This is a genomic window from Nocardia sp. NPDC004582 (assembly GCF_053602115.1).
In genome coordinates this window covers 1-25,991 of sequence record NZ_JBSGCY010000014.1, presented here as the reverse complement: position 1 = coordinate 25,991, position 25,991 = coordinate 1, and the positions used below count along the sequence as shown (strand labels likewise).

Annotated in this window: 23 protein-coding genes; 14 read left to right on the top strand and 9 right to left on the bottom strand. The window is 68.7% G+C overall.

All coding sequences use genetic code 11. From position 1 onward, the window contains the following. Positions 1 to 45: 45 nt before the first annotated feature. Positions 46 to 609 (top strand): TetR/AcrR family transcriptional regulator, encoded by a 564-nt coding sequence (locus ACWELJ_RS06645; protein WP_452365229.1) that lies wholly within the window; start codon positions 46 to 48, stop codon positions 607 to 609. A gap of 131 nt (positions 610 to 740) precedes the next feature. Continuing rightward, positions 741 to 2,123: a cytochrome P450 gene (locus ACWELJ_RS06640; RefSeq protein ID WP_452365183.1), complete on the top strand. Its 1,383-nt coding sequence runs from the start codon at positions 741 to 743 to the stop codon at positions 2,121 to 2,123. 21 nt (positions 2,124 to 2,144) lie between these two features. Here ACWELJ_RS06640 and ACWELJ_RS06635 read toward each other — a convergent pair whose 3' ends face one another. Together ACWELJ_RS06635 and ACWELJ_RS06630 are read right to left on the bottom strand one after the other, a co-directional pair. After that, positions 2,145 to 2,609: a glutathione peroxidase gene (locus tag ACWELJ_RS06635; RefSeq protein ID WP_357275946.1), complete on the bottom strand. Its 465-nt coding sequence runs from the start codon at positions 2,607 to 2,609 to the stop codon at positions 2,145 to 2,147. A gap of 63 nt (positions 2,610 to 2,672) precedes the next feature. Continuing rightward, entirely contained in the window at positions 2,673 to 3,905 is a 1,233-nt protein-coding gene (locus ACWELJ_RS06630; protein WP_452365182.1) for a cytochrome P450, read from the bottom strand. 206 nt (positions 3,906 to 4,111) lie between these two features. On the opposite strand from ACWELJ_RS06630, the gene ACWELJ_RS06625 reads away from it, so the two are divergent. Both ACWELJ_RS06625 and ACWELJ_RS06620 read left to right on the top strand, forming a co-directional pair. After that, positions 4,112 to 5,746, top strand: coding sequence for a GMC family oxidoreductase (locus ACWELJ_RS06625; RefSeq protein WP_452365181.1), 1,635 nt, complete (start codon positions 4,112 to 4,114; stop codon positions 5,744 to 5,746). A gap of 151 nt (positions 5,747 to 5,897) precedes the next feature. Further along, entirely contained in the window at positions 5,898 to 6,893 is a 996-nt protein-coding gene (locus tag ACWELJ_RS06620) for a TIGR03617 family F420-dependent LLM class oxidoreductase (RefSeq protein WP_452365228.1), read from the top strand. Here the strand turns inward: ACWELJ_RS06620 and ACWELJ_RS06615 are convergent, their stop codons facing one another. Continuing rightward, on the bottom strand, positions 6,894 to 8,576 hold the full coding sequence (locus tag ACWELJ_RS06615) for a PKD domain-containing protein (protein WP_452365180.1): 1,683 nt from the start codon (positions 8,574 to 8,576) through the stop codon (positions 6,894 to 6,896). It lies immediately after the preceding gene. 126 nt (positions 8,577 to 8,702) lie between these two features. Between ACWELJ_RS06615 and ACWELJ_RS06610 the strand changes: the two genes are divergently transcribed. From ACWELJ_RS06610 to ACWELJ_RS06595, 4 genes are read left to right on the top strand one after another with little or no spacing between them, the layout of a single operon-like run. Beyond that, positions 8,703 to 9,890 carry an MFS transporter gene (locus ACWELJ_RS06610; RefSeq protein ID WP_452365179.1) on the top strand — a complete coding sequence of 396 codons (1,188 nt, stop codon included), beginning with the start codon at positions 8,703 to 8,705 and terminating at the stop codon, positions 9,888 to 9,890. 19 nt (positions 9,891 to 9,909) lie between these two features. After that, the gene (locus ACWELJ_RS06605; RefSeq protein ID WP_452365178.1) at positions 9,910 to 10,689 is read left to right on the top strand and encodes a (Fe-S)-binding protein; all 780 of its coding nucleotides are present in this window, start codon (positions 9,910 to 9,912) and stop codon (positions 10,687 to 10,689) included. Next, entirely contained in the window at positions 10,686 to 12,218 is a 1,533-nt protein-coding gene (locus tag ACWELJ_RS06600) for a lactate utilization protein B (protein WP_452365177.1), read from the top strand. The genes ACWELJ_RS06605 and ACWELJ_RS06600 overlap by 4 nt, the downstream gene beginning before the upstream one ends. Then, positions 12,215 to 12,868 carry a LutC/YkgG family protein gene (locus tag ACWELJ_RS06595; protein WP_452365176.1) on the top strand — a complete coding sequence of 218 codons (654 nt, stop codon included), beginning with the start codon at positions 12,215 to 12,217 and terminating at the stop codon, positions 12,866 to 12,868. The genes ACWELJ_RS06600 and ACWELJ_RS06595 overlap by 4 nt, the downstream gene beginning before the upstream one ends. A 477-nt stretch (positions 12,869 to 13,345) precedes the next feature. On the opposite strand, the gene ACWELJ_RS06590 is transcribed toward ACWELJ_RS06595, so the two are convergent. Further along, positions 13,346 to 13,954, bottom strand: a complete 609-nt coding sequence (locus ACWELJ_RS06590) for a TetR/AcrR family transcriptional regulator (RefSeq protein ID WP_452365175.1) — start codon at positions 13,952 to 13,954, stop codon at positions 13,346 to 13,348. A 127-nt stretch (positions 13,955 to 14,081) separates the two neighbouring features. Between ACWELJ_RS06590 and ACWELJ_RS06585 the strand changes: the two genes are divergently transcribed. The 3 genes from ACWELJ_RS06585 to ACWELJ_RS06575 all read left to right on the top strand — a co-directional run bounded on the left by ACWELJ_RS06585 (position 14,082) and on the right by ACWELJ_RS06575 (position 16,478). Continuing rightward, the gene (locus tag ACWELJ_RS06585; RefSeq protein WP_452365174.1) at positions 14,082 to 15,197 is read left to right on the top strand and encodes a hypothetical protein; all 1,116 of its coding nucleotides are present in this window, start codon (positions 14,082 to 14,084) and stop codon (positions 15,195 to 15,197) included. A 2-nt stretch (positions 15,198 to 15,199) separates the two neighbouring features. Next, positions 15,200 to 16,225 (top strand): phosphotransferase family protein, encoded by a 1,026-nt coding sequence (locus ACWELJ_RS06580; RefSeq protein ID WP_452365173.1) that lies wholly within the window; start codon positions 15,200 to 15,202, stop codon positions 16,223 to 16,225. A 61-nt stretch (positions 16,226 to 16,286) separates the two neighbouring features. Beyond that, positions 16,287 to 16,478 (top strand): hypothetical protein, encoded by a 192-nt coding sequence (locus ACWELJ_RS06575; protein ID WP_452365172.1) that lies wholly within the window; start codon positions 16,287 to 16,289, stop codon positions 16,476 to 16,478. A gap of 87 nt (positions 16,479 to 16,565) precedes the next feature. On the opposite strand, the gene ACWELJ_RS06570 is transcribed toward ACWELJ_RS06575, so the two are convergent. Next, positions 16,566 to 18,098: an MFS transporter gene (locus tag ACWELJ_RS06570; protein WP_452365171.1), complete on the bottom strand. Its 1,533-nt coding sequence runs from the start codon at positions 18,096 to 18,098 to the stop codon at positions 16,566 to 16,568. 156 nt (positions 18,099 to 18,254) lie between these two features. Here ACWELJ_RS06570 and ACWELJ_RS06565 point away from each other — a divergent pair, with 156 nt between their 5' ends. Continuing rightward, positions 18,255 to 18,995, top strand: a complete 741-nt coding sequence (locus ACWELJ_RS06565; RefSeq protein WP_452365170.1) for a TetR/AcrR family transcriptional regulator — start codon at positions 18,255 to 18,257, stop codon at positions 18,993 to 18,995. Positions 18,996 to 19,013: 18 nt separating this feature from the next. Here ACWELJ_RS06565 and ACWELJ_RS06560 read toward each other — a convergent pair whose 3' ends face one another. After that, positions 19,014 to 19,739, bottom strand: coding sequence for an SDR family oxidoreductase (locus ACWELJ_RS06560; protein WP_452365169.1), 726 nt, complete (start codon positions 19,737 to 19,739; stop codon positions 19,014 to 19,016). 102 nt (positions 19,740 to 19,841) lie between these two features. Between ACWELJ_RS06560 and ACWELJ_RS06555 the strand changes: the two genes are divergently transcribed. Beyond that, complete coding sequence (locus tag ACWELJ_RS06555) at positions 19,842 to 20,444, top strand: TetR/AcrR family transcriptional regulator (RefSeq protein WP_452365168.1); 603 nt, start codon at positions 19,842 to 19,844, stop codon at positions 20,442 to 20,444. Positions 20,445 to 20,512: 68 nt separating this feature from the next. Here the strand turns inward: ACWELJ_RS06555 and ACWELJ_RS06550 are convergent, their stop codons facing one another. From ACWELJ_RS06550 to ACWELJ_RS06540, 3 genes are all read right to left on the bottom strand, one after another. Then, positions 20,513 to 21,967, bottom strand: coding sequence for a catalase (locus ACWELJ_RS06550; protein WP_452365167.1), 1,455 nt, complete (start codon positions 21,965 to 21,967; stop codon positions 20,513 to 20,515). Between the two features lie 85 nt (positions 21,968 to 22,052). Continuing rightward, complete coding sequence (locus ACWELJ_RS06545) at positions 22,053 to 23,039, bottom strand: tetratricopeptide repeat protein (RefSeq protein ID WP_452365166.1); 987 nt, start codon at positions 23,037 to 23,039, stop codon at positions 22,053 to 22,055. Between the two features lie 45 nt (positions 23,040 to 23,084). Further along, positions 23,085 to 24,347 (bottom strand): AAA family ATPase, encoded by a 1,263-nt coding sequence (locus tag ACWELJ_RS06540; RefSeq protein ID WP_452365165.1) that lies wholly within the window; start codon positions 24,345 to 24,347, stop codon positions 23,085 to 23,087. Positions 24,348 to 24,598: 251 nt separating this feature from the next. Between ACWELJ_RS06540 and ACWELJ_RS06535 the strand changes: the two genes are divergently transcribed. Further along, on the top strand, positions 24,599 to 25,991 hold a 1,393-nt coding region (locus ACWELJ_RS06535), incomplete at its 3' end, for a serine hydrolase domain-containing protein (RefSeq protein ID WP_452365164.1).

Genomic DNA, 25,991 nt, shown 5'->3' with positions numbered 1-25,991 from the left:
GTAGCATCCGGACACGTGTCTGATAACCCTTCCGCCCGCTCAGCGGTGAACATGGAGGCCACGCGCCGACGGCTCACCGAGAAGCAGGCCGATACCGTGGACAAGCTCACCCGGGCGGCCATGGACGTGCTCTCGCGCGAAGGGTTCTCGGGGCTCACCGTCCGGATGGTGGCGGCCCAGGCCGGGGTCGGCACCGCCACCGCGTACACCTACTTCTCCTCGAAGGAACACCTGGTCGCGGAGATGTTCTGGCGCCGCCTGGCGGCGACGGAAGCGCCGTCGGACGACGCGGCCGATTCGACCGCGCGGGTGCTGGCGGTCCTGCAGCAGATCGCCCTGCTGCTGGCCGACGAACCCACGCTGGCGGGCGCGGTGACCGCCGCGCTGCTCGGCACCGACCCGGACGTCGCCCATCTCCGGCTCCGCATCGGCGGCGAGATCCGCAGGCGCTTGATCGAGGCGCTGGGCACGGACTCGGATCCCGAGACCGTGGAAACCCTCGAAATGATCTACGCGGGCGCATTGGTGCGCGCGGGCATGGGTTATGCGTCCTATGCCGAAATGGCGGACCTGATGAAGAAGTCCGCACTGCGCGTGCTGCGCGGCTGACAGGCGCGCCGCGCGGCCGATAAACCGCCCTGAATCACCATGACCGAATTTCGCGCGAATTCGCGAGATCCCTTGCCGTGCAATCACTTCCGTAGTACCGTCTGGACAGGTGTCTACCCGGGAGGTCACAGATGACCCTGGTCAAACCGCGCGCGGTATCCGGTGGCGAGCACGAGCACGGCCACTTGGAGGAATTCCGCACCGATCCCATCGCCCTCATGGCCCGGGTTCGGCGCGAATGCGGTGATATCGGCTCGTTCCGATTGGCGGATCGCGATGTCATCCTGCTGACCGGCGCGCAGGCCAATGAGTTCTTCTTCCGCGCGAGCGACGAGGAACTGGATCAGGCCGCGGCCTATCCGTTCATGAAGCCGATCTTCGGCGAGGGCGTGGTCTTCGACGCCCCGCCCGAACGGCGCAAGGAGATGCTGCACAACACGGCCCTGCGCGCCGAGCAGATGCGCGGCCACGCCGCCACCATCGCCCGCGAGGTGGAGCGCATGCTGTCCCGCTGGGGCGACGAGGGCGAGATCGATCTGCTCGAATTCTTCGCCGAACTCACCATTTACACGTCCTCGGCCTGCCTGATCGGGACCAAGTTCCGCGAGGAGCTCGACGACCGCTTCGCGCACCTCTACCACGAGCTGGAACGCGGCACCGACGCCTACTGCTACGTGGACCCGTACGCCGATATCGAGAGCTTCCGCCGCCGCGACGAGGCCCGCCACCAGCTGGTGAAGCTGGTGCGCCACATCATGGCCGGGCGGATGGCGAATCCGCCGACGGGCAAGGACGACCGGGACATGCTCGACGTGCTGGTGTCGGTGCGCGACGACCGCTCCGCCTCCCCGCGCTTCGGGCAGCCCCGCTTCTCGGCCAGCGAGGTCACCGGCATCTTCATCTCCATGATGTTCGCCGGCCACCACACCACCTCGGGCACGGCCGCTTGGACCATCATCGAGCTGCTGCGGCACCCGGAATTCCTGGACCGGGTCGTCACCGAGCTGGACACCCTCTACGCCGACGGCGCGGACGTGAGTTTCCATGCGCTGCGCCAGATTCCGAATCTGGAGGCCGCACTCAAGGAGGCTTTGCGCCTGCACCCGCCGCTCATCATCCTGATGCGGGTGGCGCGCGAGGAGTTCGAGGTGTGCGGCCACCGCATCGATCCCGGCGACCTGGTGGCGGCGAGTCCCGCTGTCTCCAACCGGATTCCGGAGTCCTTCCCGGATCCGGAGCACTTCGACCCCAGCCGTTACCTGGACCCGAACCAGGAGGATCTGGCCAACCGCTGGAACTGGATTCCGTTCGGCGCGGGCCGCCACCGCTGCGTGGGCGCGGCGTTCGCGCTCATGCAGCTGAAGGCGATCTTCTCGATCCTGTTGCGGGACTGGGAGTTCGAACTGGCGCAGCCGTCCGACAGCTACCGCAACGACCACTCCAAGATGGTGGTCCAGCTGGAACAGCCGTGCGCGGTCCGCTACCGCCGCCGCGTCCGGCCGTCCCAGGACTGACCCCGGCCTACCCGGGACTGGCTAGAGCGCGGCCTCGATCGCGGCGACGATCGCCGCGTCCTTGGGCTCGGTGCGCGGGCGGAAGCGGCCCAGCACCGAGCCGTCCCGGCCGATCAGGAACTTCTCGAAGTTCCACTGGATGTCCCCGGCGGCCCCGTCGGCGTCGGCGACCTGGGTCAGCTCCTGGTACAGCGGGATCCGGCCGTCACCGTTCACGTCGCTCTTCTCCAGCAGCGGGAAGTCGACGCCGTAGGTCGCCGAGCAGAACTCGGCGATCTCCTCGGCGGTGCCCGGCTCCTGGCCCATGAACTGGTTGCACGGCACACCGACCACGGTGAACCCGCGCGACCCGTAGGTCTGCTGGAGTTCGACCAGGCCCGAGTACTGCGGAGTGAGCCCGCACTTGGAGGCGACATTGACCAGCAGCACGACCTGGTCGTCGGCCAGCTCGGCCAGCGAGGTGGGCTTGTCGGTCAGGGTGCGCAGCGGAATCTCGCGAAGATTGGTCACAAGGCCGAATTCTAGAACGGGTTCGTCGGGGTCACCGGTTCAGGAGTAGCTGACCTGCCAATGCTTGATCCCATTGATCCAGCCGTGCCGCAGCCGCTGCGGTGGCGCGACCTCGCGAATATTCGGCATGGCGTCGGCGATGGCGTTGAACATCAGGTCGATCTCCAGCCGGGCCAGATTCGCGCCGACGCAGAAATGCGTTCCGGTCCCGCCGAATCCGACATGCGGGTTGGGGTCACGCAGCACATCGAATTCGAAGGGCCGGTCGAAGACCTCTTCGTCGAAGTTGGCGGAACTGTAGAACAGCCCCACCCGCTGCCCTTCCAGGATCTTCTGCCCGCCGAGTTCGGTGTCCTCGGTGGCGGTCCGCTGGAAGGCGGCCACCGGCGTGGCCCAGCGCACGATCTCGTCGGGCGCGGTGCGCGGCCGCCGCTGTTTGTACAGCTCCCATTGCTCGGGATGGTCGATGAAGGCCTTCATGCCGTGCGCGATGGCATTGCGGGTGGTCTCGTTGCCGGCCACCGCCAGCAGGATGACGAAGAACCCGAATTCGTCGGAGCCCAGCGCCTCGCCGTCGACGTCGGCGTTCACCAGCTGGCTGACGATATCGCCGGCCGGGCAGGCGCGACGTTGTTCGGCCATCTCGTAGGCGTAACCGAGCAGTTCGGCATTGGCCGCCAGGTTCTGACCGGCGAATTCCGGATCGTCATTGTTCATCAGCTGGTTGGACCAGTGGAACAGCTTGTACCGATCGTCCTGCGGCACCCCGAGCAGTTCCGCGATGGCCTGCAACGGCAGTTCGGCCGCCACCTGCTGCACGAAATCGCCACCCCCGGCCGACTTCGCCTCTCGGACGATCCTTTCCGCGCGTTCGGTGAGCGCCGCCCGCAGACCTTCGACGGCGCGCGGGGTGAAGCCCTTGGCGACGATGCGCCGGATCTTGGTGTGCTTGGGCGGGTCCATGTTCACCAGCAGCGCGTCCCGCCCGAGTTCGAGCTGCTCGGGCAGGGAGTCCGCGGGCATCCGGATGATCGAGCCCTTGCGCCGGGAGGACCACAGTTCGGGTTTGCGGGAGATCTCCTTGACGTCCTCGTGCCGGGTGATGACCCAGTAGCCGTCGTCCCCCATGGGGGCGGCCTGCTCGGGCGTCTGCGCATTCCACCAGACGGGCGCGGTGCGTCGCAGCTGCGCGAACTCCTCGACCGGACTACGTTCGGCCCAGATCGCGGGATCGGTGAAGTCGAAGCCGGCGGGCAATGACGGAACAGACACTGTTCCTCCTCGGGCAGAGCGCCGCTATGATCACGGAACTGGAACGTGTTTCACAGGGATTCTAACCGTGCGGACCCCCGGTTGGGCGGCGTTTCCGGCCTCCACACCGAAGTCGATCTTGGGACTGGACAGCCCCTCCAGGGTGTCGGCAGACTAGAACCTGTTCTACAGTGATGCCAGGCACACTCGAAGATGAGGTAACTGATATGACCCCTTCCCCGGGCTCCACGTCCGAAGCCGATTACGTCGTCGTTGGCGCGGGTAGCGCCGGCGCGGTGCTGGCCGGGCGCCTCGCGCAGGCCGGCGCGAGCGTGATCCTGTTGGAGGCCGGGCGCAAGGACAACACCCAGCTGGTCACCCGCCCCGGCATGATCTCGATGGTCCACACGGTCCCGCAGCTGAAGAAGCTGGTGACCTGGAAGCAGTACTCGGTCCCGCAGAAGCACGCCAACGACCGCAAGATCCCGATGACCCGCGGCAAGGTGCTCGGCGGCTCGTCCTCGGTCAACGGCATGCTCTACGTGCGCGGCAACAAGGCCAACTTCGACTCCTGGGCCGCCGAGGGCAACAAGGGCTGGTCCTACGACGAGGTCCTGCCCGCCTACAAGCGCCTGGAGAACTGGGTCGACGGCGCGGACGACTACCGCGCCACCGGCGGCCCCATCGAGGTGACCCGCCCGCGCGAGATCACCCCGATCGCCGAGCAGTTCATGACCGCCGCCTCCGAGACCCTCAGCGCGCCGATCATCAAGGACTACAACGGCGAGTCGCAGGAAGGTCTGTCGATCTTCCAGCAGTCCGTCAAGGACGGCATCCGCTACAGCTCCTCGCGCGGCTTCATCACCAACATGCCGAACTCGCACATGACCGTGCTGACGCACGTGCACGCCACCCGCGTGGTCATCGAGAACGGCCGCGCCACCGGCGTCGAGATCGCCGAGAAGAACGGCACCCGCCGGATCGTGAAGGCCGCCAAGGAGGTCATCGTCTCCGGTGGTGTGATCGGCTCCCCGCAGCTGCTCATGCTCTCGGGCATCGGCCCGGCCGCGCAGCTGCGCGAGCACGGCATCGAGGTCGTCGCGGACCTGCCGGTCGGCCAGAACCTGCACGACCACCTCTTCGTGCCCATGACCTTCGTGTCCAAGAAGGCCATCCACCGCGGCATCCCGACCTACTTCGCGCGCGGCATCCTCAAGGAGATGCGCAACCCGGGCAGCTCCTTCATGGGCCGCACCGTCTTCGAGGCCGCGGGCTTCGTCAAGACCAAGTTCGCCGAGGGCGACCACCCGGACATGCAGATCCACACCCTGCCGTGGAGCTACCCGACGCCCAACCAGGACGCCGACAAGCTGCACCTGGTGGACCGCCGCCCGGCCTTCACCATCATGCCGTCGCTGATCTACCCGAAGAGCCGCGGCGAGATGAAGCTGGCCTCGGCGGACCCGTTCGCCTCGCCGCTCATCGACCCGGGCTACCTGACCGACCCGTGGGACACCGAGTTCCTGGTCGAGGGCATCAAGATGATCCAGGAGATCATGTCGCACAAGAGCATCGCGGGCGACTGGACCGAGAACTTCTTCCCGGGCCGGCAGTGGGCCGACGAGACCGCGCTGCGCCGCGAGCTCCCCAACCGCGTGCACTCGATCTACCACCCGGTCGGCACCTGCCGCATGGGTGTGGACGAGCGCGCGGTCGTCGACCCGACCCTGAAGGTGCACGGCGTCGAGGGCCTGCGCGTGGCCGACGCCTCGATCATGCCCAGCATCACCGGCGGCAACACCAACGCGCCGAGCTACATGATCGGCGAGAAGGCCGCCGAGTTCATCAACGGCGGACAGTAATCCCACCGAAACCGCACCGGAGACTGCACTTCCCTGGTAGCTCCGGTGCGCGGGTCAGCGGCCACGACCATCGCTGACCCGCAACAGCCCCGGGCCTCCTACCTCTCGGCCCGGGGCTGTTGTCTTCTTCCCCGAGGAGTCAGCGGTGTCCCTGCCCGTCGATCTGTGGCTCAACGCGCCACTCGCCGAATCCGCCACGCGCGCCGCGCGATTGCGCGACCTCGGAGTGGACGGCGTGTTCACCTTCGAGGGCGCGCACGACGTGTTCGCACCGCTCACCCTGGCCGCCACCGCCGGAACCGACATCATGACCAATGTGGCCATGGCGTTCCCGCGCAGCCCGATGCATCTCGCGCACACCGCGTGGGATCTGCAGGAGCTCTCGGGCGGACGGTTCCGGCTCGGGCTCGGCAGCCAGATCCGGCCGCACATCGAGAAGCGGTACGGCAGCGTCTGGTCCGAGCCGGTCGAGCGGATGCGCGACACCGTACTCGCGGTGCGGGCGATCCTGCGGGCCTGGCAGACCGGGGAGCGGCTCGACCACCGCGGGCGGTTCTGGCAGCACACGCTGATGACACCGCAGTTCGACCCGGGCCCGAATCCCTATGGGCCGCCGCCGGTTCTGGTCGGGGCGCTGGGTCCGCGCATGACGGCCATGGCCGCCGAAGTCGCGGACGGGCTGCTGGTCATGCCGTTCACCACCGAGCGCCACTACCGGGAGCGGACGCTCGCCGCGGTGGCCCGGGGCCGCGGCGACTCCACCCGGCCATTCGAGATCATCGTGGAAGCCATCGTGGCCATGGGTGATACCGAGGAAGAGCTGCTCGCGGCGCGCAAGGCGGTGCGAAACCTGCTGGCGTTCTACGGTTCCACGCCCGCCTACCGCCCGGTGCTGGAGGTCGAGGGCTGGGGGGATCTGCAGCCCGAGCTCAATCTGCTGTCCAAGCAGGGGCGCTGGCGGGAGATGGCCGGACTGATCGACGACACCATGGTGGACGCCCTCACCGTCAGCGGCGCCCCCGCGGACTGTGCCGAGCAGATCCGAAACCGCTTCGGGGACACCGCCGCTCGCGTCTGCTGTTACTTCCCCGGCTACCAGGTCGGCGATGCGGCCATCGCCGACCTGGTGACCGCGCTGCACGGCTGATCAGCCCACGGTGATGGGCTCGGCCAGCTCGTACAGGCTGCGCCGGCCGGTCATATCGGTGACCACCAGCCGCGGCAGGTTCGGGCCGCGCCCGTTGTAGACATGCGAGGCCACCGGATCGGTGGTGGTCTGATGCGAACCGTCACCGAAATACCAGTCGTATCGGCGGATGGCGCCGCCCGCCCGTTCGGCGTCGAAATCGACCGCATTACCGGACCGGGCGGTCACCTTCGACGCGGTGAAGCCGATGCCGAACGGCCCACCGCCGCCGAACCATTCGCTGATCCGCGGATTCATCAGGAAGGCGTCGGCGTACCTGCGCGACACCTCCAGATCCGGGGGAGACAGCGCCGGAATGGCCCGGCACTGCGGCAGGTCGGCGGCCTGCGGGCAGACCAGCAGGCGCAGCGACGCCGCCTCGTCGCCGAGCGGGTTCAGCGTCGGCGCAGGTTCGGCGGGCTGGGCGACGTCCCGCGGCGTCCCCACGGCCTCCGGCGCCATCGGCGCCGGATCCTGGCCTCCCGCAACGCCTTCGGTGAACAGCCCGTCGGCGGCCGTGGCGTACTCCTCGCCCGCCTCGGCATTCGCGTCGGCGACGGCCTGCCGGAACAACTCCGAGGACACCCGCACGAATTCCGACCAGCGCTGGGTCAGCGACTCCGGCACCCGGTCCCCGTCGTAGCCGTGGAAGTAGTCGCCCACCAGCACTTTCGGCGTACCGGGCAGTTGGTGGGCGGCCTGTACCGCCTCTCGCATACCGCGACCGCCGTAGCCGAGGGTGGCGCCGCTGTAGTAGGGCACGGCGGCGGCGGGGTTCACCGCGTCCGCGCCCACGCCGCCGCATTCGCGACGCACGGCGGCCGCCAGATCCTGGGTGCCCGGCGTGACGCCGACCGGAATGCCGAAGATCGGGTCCAGATCGTTGAGGCAGCCGTCGATCAGCACCAGATCGACCGGGTAGCCGTTCGCGGTGGCGTCGCCGGTGGCCTTGGCGAGCTGACAGAACACGTCGAGGGTGGCGTCACCGCCGGGGCATTTGCCGGTCGGGTGCTCACCCGGCGCGTCCAGGGCGGTGCCGGAGGCGGTGTAGTCGTGCAAGGTGGCGCCGCGGCCGGTCCTGGATCCCAGGGCATCGGCCACCACGTTGGCGAAGCTGTGCTTGCGCGGGGCGCTCACGCCGCCGAGCACCGACTGACCCCACAGCACCGAGTCGCCGACCGAGACCACGTGCAGCGGGCGGCAATCCCGGTTCACCCGGAAGTTCCACGGCTTGCCGTAGCCGGTGACGTCACCGCCGGGGATCCGGGCGCGGGCATCCACGCGGAGCAGGCCGTCGGCGGGCAACTCGTCGTGGCCGAGGTCGAATCCGACGGTCATCACGTCGTTCTCCACCACGGTGATACCGCTGCGAATCGGCTGACCGCCCCCGAGGATCCGCCACTCCACCTCCGCGTGCGAGTCGACGCCCGGCGGGAAGTAGACCGCGGCGGTGCCGTGCAGCGGGCCGGCGCAGGGCCCGTCGGGGGGTGCGCTGACGTCGATGACGCGGGGAAGCTCGCTCGCGGGTTCGGCGGCGGCGGGTAGCGGCCACCCGGCCTGCGCCACGATTCCGGCCACCGCGATCGCACCCGCCAGGGCCGGCGGCAGGGCCGCGCGACACCGGCGGGATCGCCACACTTTCATTGCTCCTCCTGGAGATGCGCAATCCGACAGCAGACATGGTGCGGACGCGGCGGCACGGCACCCGGAGGCGCGCCGAAATCGGCCCAATTTAGCCCGTTCTACCTGCGAGTCTGTTAGACAAAAGGGATGAACGCGAGAAATCTGACACTCGCTACAACCGCCTTCGCCCTGACCTTCTGGGCATGGAATCTGATTGGTCCGCTATCGAGCAGCTATACCAAGCAGCTGGACCTCTCCCCCGGGCAGCAATCGCTGCTGGTCGCCACCCCGGTGCTGGTCGGCTCGCTGGGCCGGATTCCGGTCGGCGTGCTCACCGACAAGCTCGGCGGGCGGTTGATGTTCACCGCCGTCTGCTTCATCTCGATCATCCCGGTGCTCCTGGTCGGCTGGTCGAATTCCTTTGCGGCACTGATCTTCTGGGGATTCTTCCTGGGCATCCCGGGCACCTCGTTCGCGGTCGGCGTGTCCTTCGTCAACGCCTGGTTCGAACCGGCCCGCCGCGGCTTCGCGACCGGCATGTTCGGCCTCGGCATGGGCGGCACCGCGGCCTCGGCCCTGCTCACCCCGCGCCTGGTCGACCACCTCGGCCGCGCGCAGACCCACGTGCTGATGGCCGTCGCGCTGGCTGTCCTGGGCGTGATCATGTGGCTGTTCGCCCGCGACGCCCCGCAGTGGAAACCGGCCACCGAACCGGCGCTGCCGCGAATCATGGACGCGCTGAAGCAGCAGGCCACCTGGCAGGGCTCCATCCTGTACGCGCTCGCGTTCGGCGGTTTCGTCGCGTTCTCCACCTACCTGCCGACCGTGCTGAAGAACGTCTACGAGTTCACCCAATCCGAAGCCGGTCTGCGCACCGCGGGCTTCTCCATCGCGGGCGTCCTGGCCCGCCCGCTCGGCGGCACGCTGTCGGACAAGATCGGGCCGATCAAGGTGCTGGTCATCGCGTTCGCGGGCGCGGCGATCATGGCGGTCGTGCTGGGCTTCGAACCCCGGCCCGAGATTCCCGCCGGGATCAGCCTGATCCTCATGGCCTTCTTCCTCGGCCTGGGCACCGGCGGCGTCTTCGCGCTGATCGCCAAGCTCGTCGAACCCGCGCGCGTCGGCACCGTCACCGGTCTGGTCGGCGCGGCCGGCGGACTCGGCGGCTACTTCCCGCCGCTGGTGATGGGCGCGGTCTACAGCGCCGACGACGATTACACCGTCGGCTACATACTGCTGGCCCTCACGGCCGTGGCAGTCCTGCTCTTCACCCTGAGAATCGGTCGCGAGCTACGCCGGACAGCACCGGCCGTCGCAGTCCGCCAACATGTTTGACACCTCCGGAAGGGACCGTATGCGTACCGCTCTCTTCGTCACCTGTATCAATGATGTGCTCTTCCCCGGCACCGGGCAGGCCACGGTGAAACTGCTGCGGCGGCTCGGTGTCGAGGTGGAATTCCCGATGGCGCAGAGCTGCTGCGGGCAGATGCACTGCAATACCGGGTACCGCGCCGACACCGCCGCACTGGCACGACACTTCGTCAAGGTGCTGGGCGCCTACGACCGCATCATCATGCCGTCGGCCTCGTGCGGACAGGCGCCGCGCGAGTTCTACATGAAAGTCGCCGAGGCCACCGAGGATTCGAAGCTCGCCCTCGACACCCAGGCCATCCTGCCCAGGATTCGCGAGGTCACCGAATTCATTACCGACGACCTCGGAATCCAGGATGTGGGCGCGTATTTCCCGCACCGGGTCACCTATCACCCGACCTGCCATTCCCTGCGCGTCCAGCACATCGGCGACCGGCCGCTGACGCTGCTGCGCGCGGTGGCGGGCATCGACCTGGTGGAACTGCCCGCCGCCGAGGAATGCTGCGGCTTCGGCGGCACCTTCGCGGTCAAGAACGGGGCCGTGTCCGGGGCGATGAACGGCGACAAGGCCCGGCATGTGCGCGAGAGCGGCGCGAATGTGCTGACGGCCGTGGACAATTCGTGCCTGATGAACATCGGCGGGCGACTCGCCAAGGACGGGACCGACGTGCGCAGCCTGCACCTGGTGGAGATCCTGGCCCGCACCACCGCCGACGGGCCGATGCCCGGGGTGCCGCTCGCCGCCGCGGGAGTGGCGTCATGAGCAAGAGCTTCGTGGGCTGGCCGCCGTTCCCGAAGGCGGCCGAACGATCCACCCAGGATCCGCGACTGCGTGCCAATGTGCACCGGGCCACCCACACCATTCGCGCCAAACGTGACGCGCTGGTCGACGAACGCCCCGACTGGCAGCAGCTGCGCGACAGCGCCGCCGCCATCAAAGACACTGTGCTGCATCATCTCGACTCCTATCTGGTGCAGACGGAGTCCGCGGTGGAGGCGGCGGGCGGGGTGGTGCACTGGGCGCGCGACGCCGCCGAGGCCTGCCTGATCGTCACCGAACTGGTGCGGCGCACCGGCGAGACGCGGATCGTCAAGGCCAAATCCATGCTCACCGAGGAGATCGGGCTCGACGACGCGCTGCGCGCCGCCGGGATCGACGCCCGCGAAACCGATCTCGCCGAGATCATCCTGCAGCTCGGCGACGACCTGCCCTCGCATATCGTGGTGCCCTCGATGCACCTGAACCGCGGGCAGATTCGCGACATCTTCACCGCGGAGATGGGCAAGCACGGGCGGCCCGCCCCGGCCGGACTCACCGACGATCCGAACGACCTGGCCGACGCCGCGCGACTGCATCTGCGTGAGAAGTTCCTGGCCGCCAAGGTCGGCGTCACCGGCGGCAATTTCCTGGTCGCCGAGACCGGCACCGTGGTGATGGTGGAATCCGAGGGCAACGGCCGCATGTGCCTGACCCTGCCCGAGACCCTCATCTCCGTGGTCGGCATCGAGAAGGTGGTGCCGACCTGGCGCGACCTCGAGGTGTTCCTGCAACTGCTGGCCCGCAGCGCCACCGGCGAACGCATGTCGCCGTACGTGTCCACGTGGACCGGCGTCACCGACCGCGACGGGCCCGGCGCCTTCCACCTGGTGCTGGTCGACAACGGCCGGACCCGGGCGCTCGCCGACCCGCTGGGGCGACAAGCCTTGCGCTGCATCCGATGCGGCGCGTGCATGAACATCTGCCCGGTCTACGAGCGCACCGGCGGGCAGACCTACGGCTCGGTGTACCCGGGACCGATCGGGGCGATCCTCAACCCGCTGCTCAAAGGCGCGGACGATCCGCAGACCGCGTCACTGCCGTACGCGTCCTCCTTGTGCGGAGCGTGCAACGAGGTGTGTCCGGTGCGCATCGACATCACGGGCAACCTCCTCGAACTGCGCAACGATATCGCCGAGGGACCGGCCGAGGTGAAGCATCGCGGTGAACGCGCGGCACTCGACGCGGTCGAGCGCGTGATGTACCACCCGCACGTGTGGGCAGCGGCGGTGAAGGCGGCGGGCATCGCGGGCGTGCTCGCGCCGAAAAAGTATCTGCCGCCACCGCTTTCGGGCTGGACACAGAGCCGGTATGTGCCCGCCGTGCCCAAGGAGTCCTTCCGGAGCTGGTGGGCGCGGACCAATGGCGGGCGCAAGGAAAACGGGCAGGTGAATGTCATGGGCAACGGTCATGGGAGCGCCGACGGCAACGGTCACGCGGCACGCGGGGGCAACGGTCATGGCGGGTCGCGATGAGCGCCCGCGAGGTCGTGCTGTCGCGGATCCGGGAGTCGCTGTCGGATCTGCCCGCCGAGCGGCGCGCCACCACCGTGCCGCGGGAATACCTCAGGCAGGCACCGGGAATTGACGCGCGGGACCCGGCCGCGGTCACCGCGTTGTTCTTCGAACGGCTGCAGCACTATGGCGCGCAATCGCATCGGGTGCGGGCCGCGGAGCTGCCCGCCGCCATCGCGGCGGCACTGCGCGAGCACGGGGCACGCAGTGTGGTCGCCCCGGCCGGGCTGCCGGCGTCGTGGCTGGCGGACTGGGCGAGCGGGTCCGGGAATCACGTCATCTCCGATGATCCACAGTTGTCCCCAGCCGAACTCGACGCGGTGGATGCCGTGGTCACCGGTTGCGCCGCGGCGATCGCCGATTCTGGCACCGTGGTGCTCGACGGCGGTCCGGGTCAGGGCCGGCGCGCGCCGACGCTGGTACCCGACTGCCATGTCTGCGTGGTGGGAGCCGAGCAGATCGCCTCGTCGATCCCGGAGGTGATCGGCGTGCTGGATCCGCACCGGCCGCTGACCTGGTTCAGCGGGCCGTCCGCGACGGTGGACATCGAGATGATCCGGGTACAGGGCGTGCACGGCCCCCGGCGGCTGGTGGTCATCGTGGTCGAATAGCCCTCGAAAAGGGGGCATCAGCAGGACTTTTCACTGCTACAAGATCTTGTTAAGGCCGTGCCAAGCACGGCTGGGCATCGTTGTGTCCAACGCCGGAACACACCGGCGGACCCACCGAGCCACCTTCCTGGGGCGGGAACGCTGGGGCCGGCCCGTCCACGAGGGGTGACGGGCCGCCCACAGCACACCGATCGATGGTCGGCTCGCTGGGTATCCGGCCTGCCGCGAAGGGGGTGGCAGGCCGGCGCAGAACCCGCGAGTCCGTCCACGAGGGGTGACGGACACGCGGGTTGTGTGCTTTCCACCCTCCGCGTCGATCGCCCGGTGCGGCAAAGCCGAATGATCTTGTTATCGACGAATGTGGCCCTCGCGACTCGAGAGACGGCATCATGGAAGGCAAGAGCGCCAAGCAGATTGGGATGGACGATGGAAACCGTGGTCGTACTGGCTCTGGCCTGCCTGATCTACTGGTGGGGCCTACTCTGATCGGGGAGTTCGCGCGACCGCGTAGAGAGCGTCGGCGATCCGGCGGCTGAAGTGGTCGGCGTTCTCGGTGCCGTGGGTGAGCGCGCGCATCAAGGTCGCACCCCGCAGGAATTCGAAGACCGCCTCGGTGTCGCACGTCCGGGCCGCCTGACCGGAGTCGGCGGCCGCCGTCAACAGCTCACCCAGCGCCTGAATCGTGGGGCGCTCGCCGCCGTCGAGCAGGCGGCGGTAACTCTCCCGATCGTCGTGATACTCCGACAGCAGGCCCGGAATGGCCGAGCGGGCGGCGGGATGCGCGGCCGCGTTCAGGAACAGGCGCGTCCACGCCAATAGGTCGGCGCGCAGATCGCCGGTGGGGACCGGATGGTTCTCGGTGTCCAATGCGAAGATCGCGTCCTCCACCAGTGCCCGCTTTCCGGGCCAGCGCCGGTAGATCGAGGTGGTGACCACTCCGGCCCGGCGCGCCACCGCCGCGATGGTGGTGGCCTGGTAGCCGTCCCGCACCAGGAGTTCCTGGGTGGCGGTCAGCACCTGCGCGTCCAGTTGCGGATCCCGGGGACGGCCGGGGCCGGTACGGGCGGTCCCTGTCGCTGCGGTCACGTGGTCTCCCTCTGGTCGGCCGTGCGAATCTTCTGGAACAGGTTACATTCTCGTCGTATTTGGAATACGCTGCGCCTCGTATTCTAATTCAGAGTGGCGCAGGCCACACGCGGAGAGGCAGCCGTCGATGTTGACGCCCCAGGACGAACTACTCGCCCACCAGCTCCCCACCACCTTCGACCACGTGCAGCAGAGCGATCTGCGCTGGACCGAACGCGTCGTCCTGTACGGCTTCGACACCACCGGCGAGATCAGCGTCATGACCGGCATGGCGCGCTACCCCAACCGCAATGTGCTCGACGCGTACGCCATGGTCACCATCGGCAACAAGACCGCGCACGTGGTCCGGCTCTCCCGCGAGATCGGCGACCGCTACGACGGCATCGCCGACTGGACCGTCGGACCGTTCACGTACGAGATCGTCGAACCGCTGCGCAAGGTCCGCGCCACCCTCGGCGACAACGACCACGGCATCCGGCTCGAGCTCGAACTCGACGGCGAATTCCCCGCCTACGAACAGGAACCGGCCTTCTTCCGCAGCCGCGGCCGGGTCCGCGAGGACGCGCGGCGCTACTACCAGAACGGGCGCGTCTCGGGCTGGATCGAGGTCGAGGGCAGGCGCTTCGAGATCGACCCGGACACCTGGTGGTTCGGGCGCGACCACTCCTGGGGCACCCGCCACGGCGGAGGCGGCGGCAGCCTCGGCGAGGGCGAGGGCCTGCAGCCCGGCGACATCCCCGACGGCGTCCTCTATTACATGGGCATCTTCCAGTTCGACGACGAACTGGTGCACTTCGCGCAGCGCGAGACCGCCGACGGGCAGCGCTGGCACTTCGAGGGCACCGTGCTGCCGCCGCTGGACTCGGGCAGCCAGCCCATTCCCATCGCCACCACCGACCACGCGCTCACCTTCCGCGACGACTTCCGCATCGTCAGCGGCGGCGGCTTCACCGTGCACTCCGCCGACGGGCGTGAACGCGAATTCACCATCACGCCGGTCTCCGGCTTCTGGCCCGGCCTGGCCGGATACGACTACTACCGCGGCTACGCCTCCGGGCTGTGGAAGGGCCCGGACTGGAGCGACGGCTTCACCGCCGACCTCACCGACACCGCCGACCTGAAGCAGGTCAGCATGCTCAGCGAGACCTTCTGCCGGGTCGAGACCGAGGGCAAGGTCGGCTACGGGCTGGTCGAAATGGTCTTCCTGGGCCGCAACGCGCGGTACGGCTACGAGGGGTACTGACCGTGACCACCACCCGAATTCCCGCCGAGCACCTGGGCACGGCGCTGGAACCGCAGGTGCGCGCACGGCTCCCGGTCTCCGGCGCGGCCCGCGTCCGCGATCTGGCGCGCACCGAGCGCGGATTCGCCACCGAGACCTACCTTTTCACCGTCGAGGACGAATCCGGCAGCACTCCCCTGGTACTGCGCCGCCCACCGGATTTGTCGCTGTTCCCCGACTACGACCTGCTGCGGCAGGTGCTGGTCATGCGCCGGCTGGCGGGCACCGGGCTACCGGTCCCCGAGGTGGCCTGGCTCGAGCGCGGCGACAATCCGCTCGGCAGCCCGTATTTCGTCATGCACCGGCTGGCCGGGCAGGCCCCCAGCGACTATCCGTCGTATCACGCCGCCGGGAACTACTTCGAGGCCACACCCGAACAGCGGGCCCGCATGTGGTGGGGGTGCGTGGACACCATCGCCACCGTCAACCAACTGGATTGGCGGGCACTGGGATTGGACTTCCTCGCTTTTCCCCGGCACGGGAGCGGGGTCGTCGAACAGGGGGTGAACTATCTCGAGGCGGCACTGCGCTGGGCCTGCGCGGGGGAACCGCCCGAGACCTTCCGGCGGGCGGTCTCCTACCTCCGCGACAACCTGTACGAACCGGATCAGCCCTGCCTGTGCTGGGGCGACGCTCGCATGTCGAACATCCTCTACGACAACGACTTCCAGGTCTGCGGAGTCCTCGACTGGGAGATCGCCCATCTCGGCGCGCCCGAATCGGATCTGGCCTGGCTGTTGTTCCTGGACTGGGCGTGCAGCGAATACGAGGGCCATCCCCGGTTGCCGGGTACACCGACTCGTGAGGAGACCATCGCCCACTACGAGAAACGCACTGGATACCAGGTTCGCGATCTCGAATACCAGGAGATCTTCTCCGCCGCCCTGCTGTCGATTCCCCTGCTGCGTATGACCCATCGCGTGCGGCTGCCACCGGAAATGAACATCACCGGCTTCTGCACCGCCCGCATCGAGGAATTACTGGGCTGACAGTGTCGCCGTCCACCGTTACGCTGTCGCTGCACATTTCATTTCGATCGGGGGGTCCCTAATGCTGCGTCTGGGTATCTGGATGGCGATTCTCGGCTTCGGTTCGCTGTTCTTGGAGCGGGCCAACATGCACTTCATCATCTTGGCCTGGGCTGACGACATGCAGCCCGGCTTCGGCATCGTGCTCGGTGCCATCGGAGTGCTGGTGGCGCTGGTCTCGTTCGGCATGCAGGCCAAGAACGAACAGGCCTGAGCGGCAACGCCGCAGGCCTGAGCACCAGGCGAGGAACGATTACGCCCCCGGCGGTCTGCCGGGGGCGTACTCGTTATCGGGTGTCGGCTAGCGGGCCTCGACCAGTTCCGCCTCGGCCGGAATTCCTTCCGGCGCCGCCGCCTTCGCGCCCTTCATCAGGAAGAAGGCGATCACCGTGGCGGTCAGGACCGCCGCGCCGCCCGCCAGGAAGGTGGTCGACATGGCGTGGGTGAAGGCGTCACGGGCCGCGTTCAGCAGGGTGGCGTCACCGGTGGCGAAGGCGCCGGCGATGCTGTCGCGGGCCGCGGCCGGAGCGTCGGAAGGCATTCCGTCGGTGTAGGTTCCGGCCAGGATCGCACCCAGCACGGCCACCCCCAGCGCGCCACCGGTCTGCTGGATGGTGTCGTTCAGCGCCGAACCGACACCGGCCTGCTCCGGCGGGATGGCGCCCATCAGCGCGCCGATCGCGGCGGGCATGGCCAGACCGGCGCCCGCGCCGACCAGCGCCATGGCCAGGGCCGCGGCCCAGAAGCCGGAATCGGTGTCGAGCGCGGCCAGCGCGCCCGAACCGGCGGCCAGCACCAGCATGCCGAGCAGGGTCAGCGGGCGGACGCCCAGCTTGCGCACCAGACCCGCGCCCACACCCTGCGCCACCAGGGCGGCGAAGGCCAGCGGGGTGAAGGCCAGCGCGGTCTTCATCGGCGTGTAACCGAGCACGAACTGCAGGTACTGGGTCAGCAGCAGGAGCAGACCGGCATTGGCGAAGGTGACCAGCACCAGCGAGAAGCTGGATCCGGTGAAGACGCGGTTGCGGAAGAGCTGCAGCGGCACCATCGGATGCTCGGCCTGCAGCTCGCGAATCAGGAAGGCCACCAGGAAGACCGCGGCGATCAGCAGCGAAACCCAGGTTCCGGCAAGGCCCTTGGTGGGGAACTCGATGATGCCCCACACCAGCGATACGGTGCCGACGATCGACAGCGCCATGCCCGGCAGATCGGTCGGACGGGCCGGGCCCTTGGACTCCGGCATCAGGGTCATGGCCGCCACGATGGCCACCGCCGCGATCGGCACGTTCAGCAGGAAGACCGCGCCCCACCACACGTGCTCGAGCATGACGCCGCCCAGCACCGGGCCGCCGACCATGCCGATCATGGCGACACTGCTCCAGGCCGCGATCGCCTTCGGCCGCTCCTGCTCGTCGAACACGGTGATCAGGATGGACAGCGTGCTCGGCATGATGAGCGCGCCGCCGATGCCCATGATCACCCGGCCGCCGATCAGCATCTCGGGGCTGGTGGCGTAGGCGGCCAGCAGTGAGGCCGCGCCGAAGAGCACCAGGCCCAGCACCATCACGAGTCGGCGGCCGAAGCGGTCGGAGAGACTGCCCGTGGTGAGCAGCAGGCCCGCGAAGACCAGGATGTAGGAGTCGATCACCCACTGCAGCGCCTGCGGGCCGGCGTGCAGGTCGGTGGCGATCTGGGGCAGGGCGACGGTGAGCACCATATTGTCGATCACCAGCACCAGGGAGCTCAGGCAGAGCACCACCAGGATCAGCCAGCGGCGTGGATCGCGCTGGGCGACCGGCGCTGCCACCGCCTCGGCCAGGTTTTTCGCAGTCATTGTCGGGTCCCCTTCGAGAGCATCCCCGCACACTGTGCGGCGTTGTCGAACACTGTACGGTCTCCGTACACTGTTCGCAACGAGGAACGGTGTACTGCTGGACGAACGGCGTTCTAGCTGGGGTTACGCTGTTCGGCAGACAAAGGAGGAAGAGCCATGGCGGCCAAGGCACAGGAGTTCTCGTCGGTGTGGACCCGACCGGAACGACAGCGCAAGGATCAGCCCGCGCTGAGCCGCGAACAGATCGTCACCGAGGCGCTCGCCCTGCTCGATACCGAGGGCTACGACGCGCTCAGCATGCGCCGCCTCGGCAGCCGCCTCAACGCCGGCGCCACCTCGCTCTACACCCACGTCACCAACAAGGACGAGATCCTCGAACTCGCCATCGACGAGGCCTTCGGCGACGTCCCCGCGCTCCCCGGCGTCGCCGAGAACTGGCGCGCCGAACTACTCACCCTGAGCCGCGACATCCGCGCCGCCATCCTGCGGCACCCGTGGATCAGCACCGCCATGACCGGCGCCGGACTCGCCTACCTCGGCCCCAACCTGCTGCGGCTGTCCGAGACCATGCTCGCCCTGCTCGAGGCGGTCGGCTTCGACGACTACTCCGCCGACCGCGCCGCCAACGCCATCTGGTCCTACGTGCTCGGCACCACCAGCGGCGAGACCGCCATGGTCACCACCATCGCCCGCAGCGGCCAGAGCCAGCACGAGTGGTTCACCACCTTCATGACCGTGGCCGAGCAGGCGACTCGCGGCTATCCGCACATCAGCAAGCGCCATCGGACCATGAGCGGTATCGATGTCGCCCAGTCCCGCGAGGATTTCTTCGACGACGAACTCGGGCTCATCCTCGACGGGCTGGAAGTGCGCCTCGCCCGGGCAACCGGGACATAGGCTGCCGCGCCGGCGGATTCAGCGACCGGACGCCAGACTGGTCCCGCCGTTGACATCCAGGACGACACCGGTGGTGAAGCCATTGCCCGCCAGCAGGTGAATCGCGGCCGCGACATCCTCCGGACGGCCGACCCGGCCCACCGGAGTGGTGGCGACCAGACCGTCGAACAGGGCGGCGCGCTGCGCCTCGGGAACCCGGTCCCACCAGGGGGTATCGATAACACCCGGGGCGACCGCGTTGACCCGCAGCGGGGCGAGTTCGACCGCCAGCGGCGCGACCATGGCATTGAGCGCGCCATTGATGGCGGCCAGCCCCGCGGTGCCGGGGAAGGCCGATCGGGCCGAGGCGGCGGTCACCAGGGTCACCGAACCGTGCGAATCCAGGTGCGGCAGCGCCGCTTTCAGAATGCGGAGCTGCGGCCAGAACTTGCCGTCGAAACCGGCCGCCAGCTGATCCAGGCCGAGCTCGGCGAACGGGCCGCCGCCGGCCGAGCCGCTCACCGAGATGACCAGGTGGTCAACGGTTCCCAGGCCGGCGAAGAAGGCGTCGACCTCGGCCTGGTCGGTGGCGTCCACCGCGTATCCGGTGATGTCGCCGCCGATGCGGGCCACGGCCGCGTCCAGCTTGGCCCGGTCGCGACCGACGATGACGACCTCGGCGCCCTCGGCCGCGAAGACGGCGGCGGTGGCCTCGCCGATGCCGGAACTGCCGCCCATGATGACGATGCGCTGCTTGGTGGTCATTGCCGGAACCTCCAGTTTGTTGGAACTGATAGTCTCCACAACAGCGGAACCGAGACTTTTAGTCTCGACAAATCAGTGAGCCGCGCCACAGGAGGGAAGTCGATGAAAGACGTGGAGCCGCGGTCCGATCCCGCGCGACCCCATACCGGCCGCCGCCGCAACGAGGCCACCCACCAGGCCATCCTCGACACGGCGCTGCGGCTGCTCGGCGAATCCGGGGGCGCGCCCGTCACCATCGACGCCATCGCGCGGGCGGCCGGGGTCGGGAAACAGACCGTCTATCGCTGGTGGCCGTCCAAGGGCGCGCTGCTGCTGGACGCGCTCACCGAACGGTCGGCCCTGCACGTGCCGACGCCCGACAGCGGTTCGGTGCGCGCCGACCTGCTCGCGATCGTCGACGCGACCTTCCGTGGCGCGCAGAGTGATTCGACCGCGCCCGCGCTGCGCACCCTGGTTCGCGAGGCGGCGCAGGATCCGCACCTGGCCGAGCTGCTGGAAACCTTTACGGCGCAACGACGTCAGGCCGCCCGGGCCGTCCTCGAGCGTGGGCGCGAGCACGGCGAACTGTCCGATGACGCCGATCTCGATCTCATGGTCGATCAGTTCTACGGCGTGTTCTGGTACCGCTTCCTCCTCGGCCACGCGCCCCTGGATACCGCCGTGGCGGAACGGCTCACCGATGCGATTCTGGCCGGGAACACATGAAAGGCCCGCGTCACCACAGGCGACGCGGGCCTCGATCGGGGGTTCGGGGGTGCCCCCCCGAGCGTTGGTCAGAGCTGTTCGCGGACAGCCACTTCGATGCGCTTGCCGAGGTCGGCGTCCACGCTCTTCCAGTAGTCGAAGACGCGGCTCAGGATCGGCTCGCGCACACCGCCCAGGATGTGGCCGGCCACATTGCTCACCAGGCGATCCCGCTGCGCGTCGTCCATGACCTCCCGCACCAGGGTGCCGGCCTGCGCGAAGTCGTTGTCTTCGCGGTGGGTGACGTACCCGGCGCGGATCATGGTGGGGTCGAACGCCCACGCGCCGTCGTCGATGGCGCGGGCCGGGTCGGCGTGCGCGCCGCCGAAGGAGTTGGGCGCGTACACCGGGACGGTCGGCGCGTTGTGGCCGAAGCGCATGGCGCCGTCCTGCGAGTAGGAGTTCACCGGGGCGGCCTTGGGCCGGTTCGGCGGCAGCTGCGCGTGGTTGGCGCCGATCCGGTAGCGGTGCGCGTCGGCGTAGGCGAAGACACGGCCGAGCAGCATCTTGTCGGGCGAGAAGGCAATGCCGGGAACCACATTGGAGGGCGCGAAGGCGGCCTGCTCGATGTCCACGAAGTAGTTCGCGGGGTTGCGGTTCAGGGTCCAGCGGCCGACCTCGATGAGCGGGTAGTCCTGCTGCGACCAGACCTTGGTCAGGTCGAAGGGGTTGAAGCGGTAGTTCTCCGCCTCGGCGACCGGCATGATCTGCACCTTGAGCGTCCAGCTCGGGTGGTCGCCACGCTCGATGGCCTGGTACAGGTCGCGCCGGTGGTAGTCGGCGTCCTTGCCGGCCAGCTCGTCGGCCTCGGCCTGGGTGAGGGTCTTGATGCCCTGGTCGGTCTTGAAGTGGTACTTCACCCAGAAGCGTTCGCCCGCTTCGTTGATCCACTGGTAGGTGTGCGAGCCGAAGCCGTCCATGTGACGCAGGGTGGCCGGGATGCCGCGATCGCCCATCAGCCAGGTGACCTGGTGGGCGGTCTCCGGACGCAGGGTCCAGAAGTCCCACTGCATGTTCGCGTCGCGCAGGCCGGAACCGGGCAGGCGCTTCTGCGAGTGGATGAAGTCGGGGAACTTGATCGGGTCCTTGATGAAGAACACCGGGGTGTTGTTGCCGACGATGTCGTAGTTGCCCTCGGTGGTGTAGAACTTCACCGCGAAACCGCGCGGATCGCGCCAGGTGTCGGGGCTGCCCTGCTCACCGGCGACGGTGGAGAAGCGCACCAGCGATTCGGTGCGGGTGCCCGGCTGGAACAGCGCGGCTTTGGTGTAGCGGCTGACGTCGCCGGTGACCACCAGTTCGCCGAACGCGCCCGCGCCCTTGGCGTGCACCACGCGCTCCGGGACGCGCTCCCGGTTGAAGTGCGCGAGCTTCTCGATCAGGTAGTGATCGTGCAGCAGGATCGGGCCCTGGGTGCCCGCGGTGAGCGATTCGTTGTCGCTGGGCACCGGGGCGCCGGAGTTGGTGGTGGTCGCCTTGGTCATGAACCCGAGCCTGCTCCGCTTTCTGGAACTAGTCAAGAAAACAGCGCAGGGTCGCGAGTAAACAAAGATGTATACAGTCCGGGCCTCAGCGCGGAGCCGGCGGGCGATAGGTCGGGAAGTTCTGGGGCGGGAGGTAGGTGGGCGGGTACTCGAGCCGGCTGGGCATCGGGGCCACGGTGAGCGGGTATTGCCGCAGGTACGACGGGAGCGTCGGCGGAGCGGTGTAGAGCGGCGGCGGGTAGTGGGTCGTGGCCGGCGCGGAATCGTGGTCCGCGCCCAGGGCGGCGATCCCCAGGCGAATCACGATCAGCACCGCGAAAATCGCGGCCCACCGGCCGAAGCGCCCGCCACGCGCACTCGACCGCCGGACCGGGGCCGGCAGCCGAGCCAGCCGTTCGAGCAGCGGACGCACCGCATCGCCGTAGCTGGGATCCAGGGCCGCCACGCGCCGCAATTCGCTTGCGCCCCTCTCCCTCTCGCCCCGCCGCAGGGTGAGCAACGCGAGCTGGTAGAGCGCCTCGGGATGCTCGGGCGACAGCCGCAGCGCCTCCCGGAAGGACGCCTCGGCGCGCGCCCTGGCCTTCCGCCCCCGTCGGTGCAGCCGCAGCGTCACCCCGCGCAACAGGTGCGCCTGCGCGTTGTCGGGCTCCAGTTCGAGCGCCCTGTCGATATTCGCCAGCGCCGCGGTCGGATCCGTATCCCGCTGTGTCGCAGCCAGAATCCGGAAACTGTTGGCCGCACCGGAGGTCAGCTCCGCGCCCCGCCGCGCGGACGCCACCGCCCGGGCGTACCACTCGGCGGCCACCGCCCCGCTCGCCGCCCGCGCGCACTGCAACTCCGTCAGCGCCCGCACTTCCCAGACGTACACGCTGTCCGGCGTCAGCCGCAGCGCCCGCCCCACATACTCCAGGGCCCGCTCGTACTCGTCGAGCTGATAGCTCGCCTCGGCCATCTCCGCCAAGGCATCCGCATTGTCCGGCTCGCTCGCCAGCACCTCGGCCAGCAACTCCCGGGCGGCCTCGTACCGCCCGAGCTCCCCCAGTACCCGAGCCTTCTCGATCTTCTCGCTCATCTACCGCCTACCAGCGCGCACGCCGTACCCGGGGCTCATTCCTCGTCATCGGTTGTGCCGGAACCGCATGTAGGCGGCGAGCTCGTCGTAGCTGCCGTCGTTATTCGCGAATTCGACGACATTGCGGGCGGATTCGAACCAGGCGCCCGTGCTCGGGCGGGTCTGGTTCAGTGCGACGGCGATGTCGTCCATGCGGACGGGGCGCACGGCGCCGGTGCGGATGGAGTCGGCCATGGCGAGTTGGGTGGCGGATTTGCAGATTTGGGCCAGGTCGGCGCCGGAGTAGTTCTCGGTGCGGGCGGCGATGGCGTTGAGGTCGATGCCCTCGACGGGGCGGTCCTTCAGGTGATGGCGCAGGATCGCGACCCGGGCCTCCGGGTCGGGAAGCGCGACCAGGACCATGCGGTCGAAGCGGCCGGGGCGGCGCAGGGCCACGTCGACGTCCCAGGGGTGGTTGGTGGCGCCGATGACATAGACGCCCTCGTTGTCGCTGGTCATCGAATCCATCTCGGTGAGCAGCTGATTGACGGTGGAGCGCAGGGAGCTGGAGCCGGAGAGGTGGCTGCGCTTGTGGCCGAGAGCGTCGATCTCGTCGAAGAACAGGACGCAGGGGGCCTTGCGGCGGGCGGTGCGGAAGACCTGCTTCAGGTTGTGCTCACTGCGGCCGGTGTACCAGTTCAGGATGTCGGCGATCTCGATGGCGTAGAAGTTCGCGCCCAGCTCCCCCGCCACCGCCGAGGCCACGAACGTCTTGCCGCAGCCGGGCGGGCCGTAGAGCAGCAGGCCGCCGCGGGCGCTGGTGCCGAAGGCCTTGGCCAGTTCCGGATTTCGGACCGGGCCCAGCAACGACAACTCCAGCTGCTGCTTGACATGCTCCATGCCACCGACGTCGGCGAGGGTCAGCTGCGGCCGCTCGAACAGGCCGACATCACCCTCGGCGTACGGCTCGGACCGCTCGTTCACGAAGGCGGGCTGAATGATGTCACCCACCTGCTCCTCGGCGGCCGCCCAGTCGTAGCCGGAATCGGCCGCCGCGGGCTCCACCGCGGACGACATCGCGGAAGCCGGTGTGACCGCGGTCGCGCCACCGGCCTCGGTCCCCGCCAGCGCCGCGGTGCAGCGTTGCAGCAGCGCCGTCACCTGCGCGTTGACCGGATCCTGGGCCAGCGCCGTGGCGCACTGCGACAGCGCCTCCGCGTAGCGTCCGCGCGCGGCCAGCAGTTCGATCACACTGATCCGCACCGGCAGCAGCTCGGGATTGGCGTCGAGCACGGTCAGCAGATTGGCGATCACCGGATCGTCGGTCAAAGCTCCCCCAGAAAGAAGTGCAGGTTGTTCCTCGCCGAATGCTAAACGCTCCCGGTGACACCGGTCACCACGGCGAAGACGTCACCCGGATCACACCGCCTGGGCTGGAATAGATCCGGCGGGCGCTCGGTTGACCCACACTGCCGGCGTCGGAACAGCCCCGGGCCGCACCCTTTGTCGCTACGAGCGACCACTCGCCGAGAGGCGCTTGTTGGGCGTCGGCTTCAACTTTCCGGGTTAGCCTGAACCTCATGCGGCGCATGCGCAGGGGGATGGCCGGCGTGTTGGCGACGGTGGTGATGGCGGGCAGCGTGCTCGTGGGCGGAGCGGCCGCGGCCGCCACCGATCCGGCGCGGTGCGCGCAACCCACGGGGCGCGACTTCGCGCGCGCCGTACCCGAGGACACCGGGGTCGACTCCGGCGCGCTGGCCGATGCCCTGGCCTTCGCGGCCACCCGAAACCGCTTGAACGTCCAGGTCTTTCGGCACAACTGCCTGATCGGCGCCGGCCCCACGAACGCCGAGACCGACACCGTGCCGTGGAACGTCTGGAGCGTCACCAAGAGCGTCGTCTCCCTGCTCGCCGGAATCGCCTGGGACCGTGGACAACTCGATATCGACGCGACCCTGGACACCTATCTCCCGCCGGGCGTCGGCGATGCCGGACACCGCGCCATCACCGTGGAGAATCTGCTGCAGGAGTCCTCGGGCCTGCGGGTCGGCGCGGCCACCGAGGGCATCACCGGCGTCGTGCCCATCGACCCGTTCAGCGCGGTCCAGGCGCTGGGCGTGCCCTTCGACACCCCGCCGGGCAGCGCCTTCCAGTACAGCCAGCGCAATGTCGACCTGCTGTCGTACGTGATCGAACTGGCCACCGGCGAACCGCTCCAGGACTTCGCGCAACGGGAACTGTTCGGCCCCTTGGGCATCGAGCGCGGCGACTACTACTGGGCGCGAGACCGTTCCGGCCACACCTACGGGTACGCGCACCTGTTCATCCCGCCCGCCGATCTGGCGCGGCTGGGCATGCTGGCCGCCGCGCACGGACACTGGAACGGCCGCGCCGTCGTCTCGGAGGCCTACCTGGATCGGGCCGTCACGCCGTCGAACACCAACCGCTGCTACGGCTACCTGTTCTGGCTCGGTCCGGGCTGCGCGGAGAATCCCGAATTCCTGCCCGCCGACACCTATTCCATGTCCGGCCTCGGCCTGCAGAACGTCTTCGTCGTGCCCGGCCTGGACCTGATGGTGGTGTGGACCGGCGTGTTCGGCGTGCACAGCGGGCAAGGCCCCGGCGGCCTGCTGCAATACGGCGACGAGCCGTCGCACGAGTTCTTCCGCCGCCTGCTGTCCGGGTTCCGCGACCATCCGATGCCGGATCCGGGGCCGTACGTGGAGACGCCGCTGCGGGTGGACTACCGCGCCTACTTCGACACCGATATCGCGCTCGCGGTCTTCGGCGTCGGCGCGGACGCCTTTCCCGGCTGTACCGTGTTGTCCTGCTTGAACCTTCCCCTCGCCCCGCCGTTCAGTGACGCGCCCCCGGGCTGGCCATGGGTGTGCCGGCGCATGACGGCGAGTTCTACACGATTGTCGACATCTGGCCGCGCGCCTTCTGCGACTACGCCACCAAGAAGGTGCGGAC

What these genes read in the sequence shown, in the direction of transcription:
- ACWELJ_RS06640 (WP_452365183.1), top strand. Translation starts at nt 741, where the DNA reads ATGACCCTGGTCAAACCGCGCGCGGTATCCGGTGGCGAGCACGAGCAC.
- ACWELJ_RS06625 (WP_452365181.1), top strand. Translation starts at nt 4,112, where the DNA reads ATGACCCCTTCCCCGGGCTCCACGTCCGAAGCCGATTACGTCGTCGTT.
- ACWELJ_RS06615 (WP_452365180.1), bottom strand. Translation starts at nt 8,576, where the DNA reads ATGAAAGTGTGGCGATCCCGCCGGTGTCGCGCGGCCCTGCCGCCGGCC.
- ACWELJ_RS06610 (WP_452365179.1), top strand. Translation starts at nt 8,703, where the DNA reads ATGAACGCGAGAAATCTGACACTCGCTACAACCGCCTTCGCCCTGACC.
- ACWELJ_RS06605 (WP_452365178.1), top strand. Translation starts at nt 9,910, where the DNA reads ATGCGTACCGCTCTCTTCGTCACCTGTATCAATGATGTGCTCTTCCCC.
- ACWELJ_RS06600 (WP_452365177.1), top strand. Translation starts at nt 10,686, where the DNA reads ATGAGCAAGAGCTTCGTGGGCTGGCCGCCGTTCCCGAAGGCGGCCGAA.
- ACWELJ_RS06595 (WP_452365176.1), top strand. Translation starts at nt 12,215, where the DNA reads ATGAGCGCCCGCGAGGTCGTGCTGTCGCGGATCCGGGAGTCGCTGTCG.
- ACWELJ_RS06585 (WP_452365174.1), top strand. Translation starts at nt 14,082, where the DNA reads ATGTTGACGCCCCAGGACGAACTACTCGCCCACCAGCTCCCCACCACC.
- ACWELJ_RS06575 (WP_452365172.1), top strand. Translation starts at nt 16,287, where the DNA reads ATGCTGCGTCTGGGTATCTGGATGGCGATTCTCGGCTTCGGTTCGCTG.
- ACWELJ_RS06570 (WP_452365171.1), bottom strand. Translation starts at nt 18,098, where the DNA reads ATGACTGCGAAAAACCTGGCCGAGGCGGTGGCAGCGCCGGTCGCCCAG.
- ACWELJ_RS06565 (WP_452365170.1), top strand. Translation starts at nt 18,255, where the DNA reads ATGGCGGCCAAGGCACAGGAGTTCTCGTCGGTGTGGACCCGACCGGAA.
- ACWELJ_RS06560 (WP_452365169.1), bottom strand. Translation starts at nt 19,739, where the DNA reads ATGACCACCAAGCAGCGCATCGTCATCATGGGCGGCAGTTCCGGCATC.
- ACWELJ_RS06555 (WP_452365168.1), top strand. Translation starts at nt 19,842, where the DNA reads ATGAAAGACGTGGAGCCGCGGTCCGATCCCGCGCGACCCCATACCGGC.
- ACWELJ_RS06550 (WP_452365167.1), bottom strand. Translation starts at nt 21,967, where the DNA reads ATGACCAAGGCGACCACCACCAACTCCGGCGCCCCGGTGCCCAGCGAC.
- ACWELJ_RS06545 (WP_452365166.1), bottom strand. Translation starts at nt 23,039, where the DNA reads ATGAGCGAGAAGATCGAGAAGGCTCGGGTACTGGGGGAGCTCGGGCGG.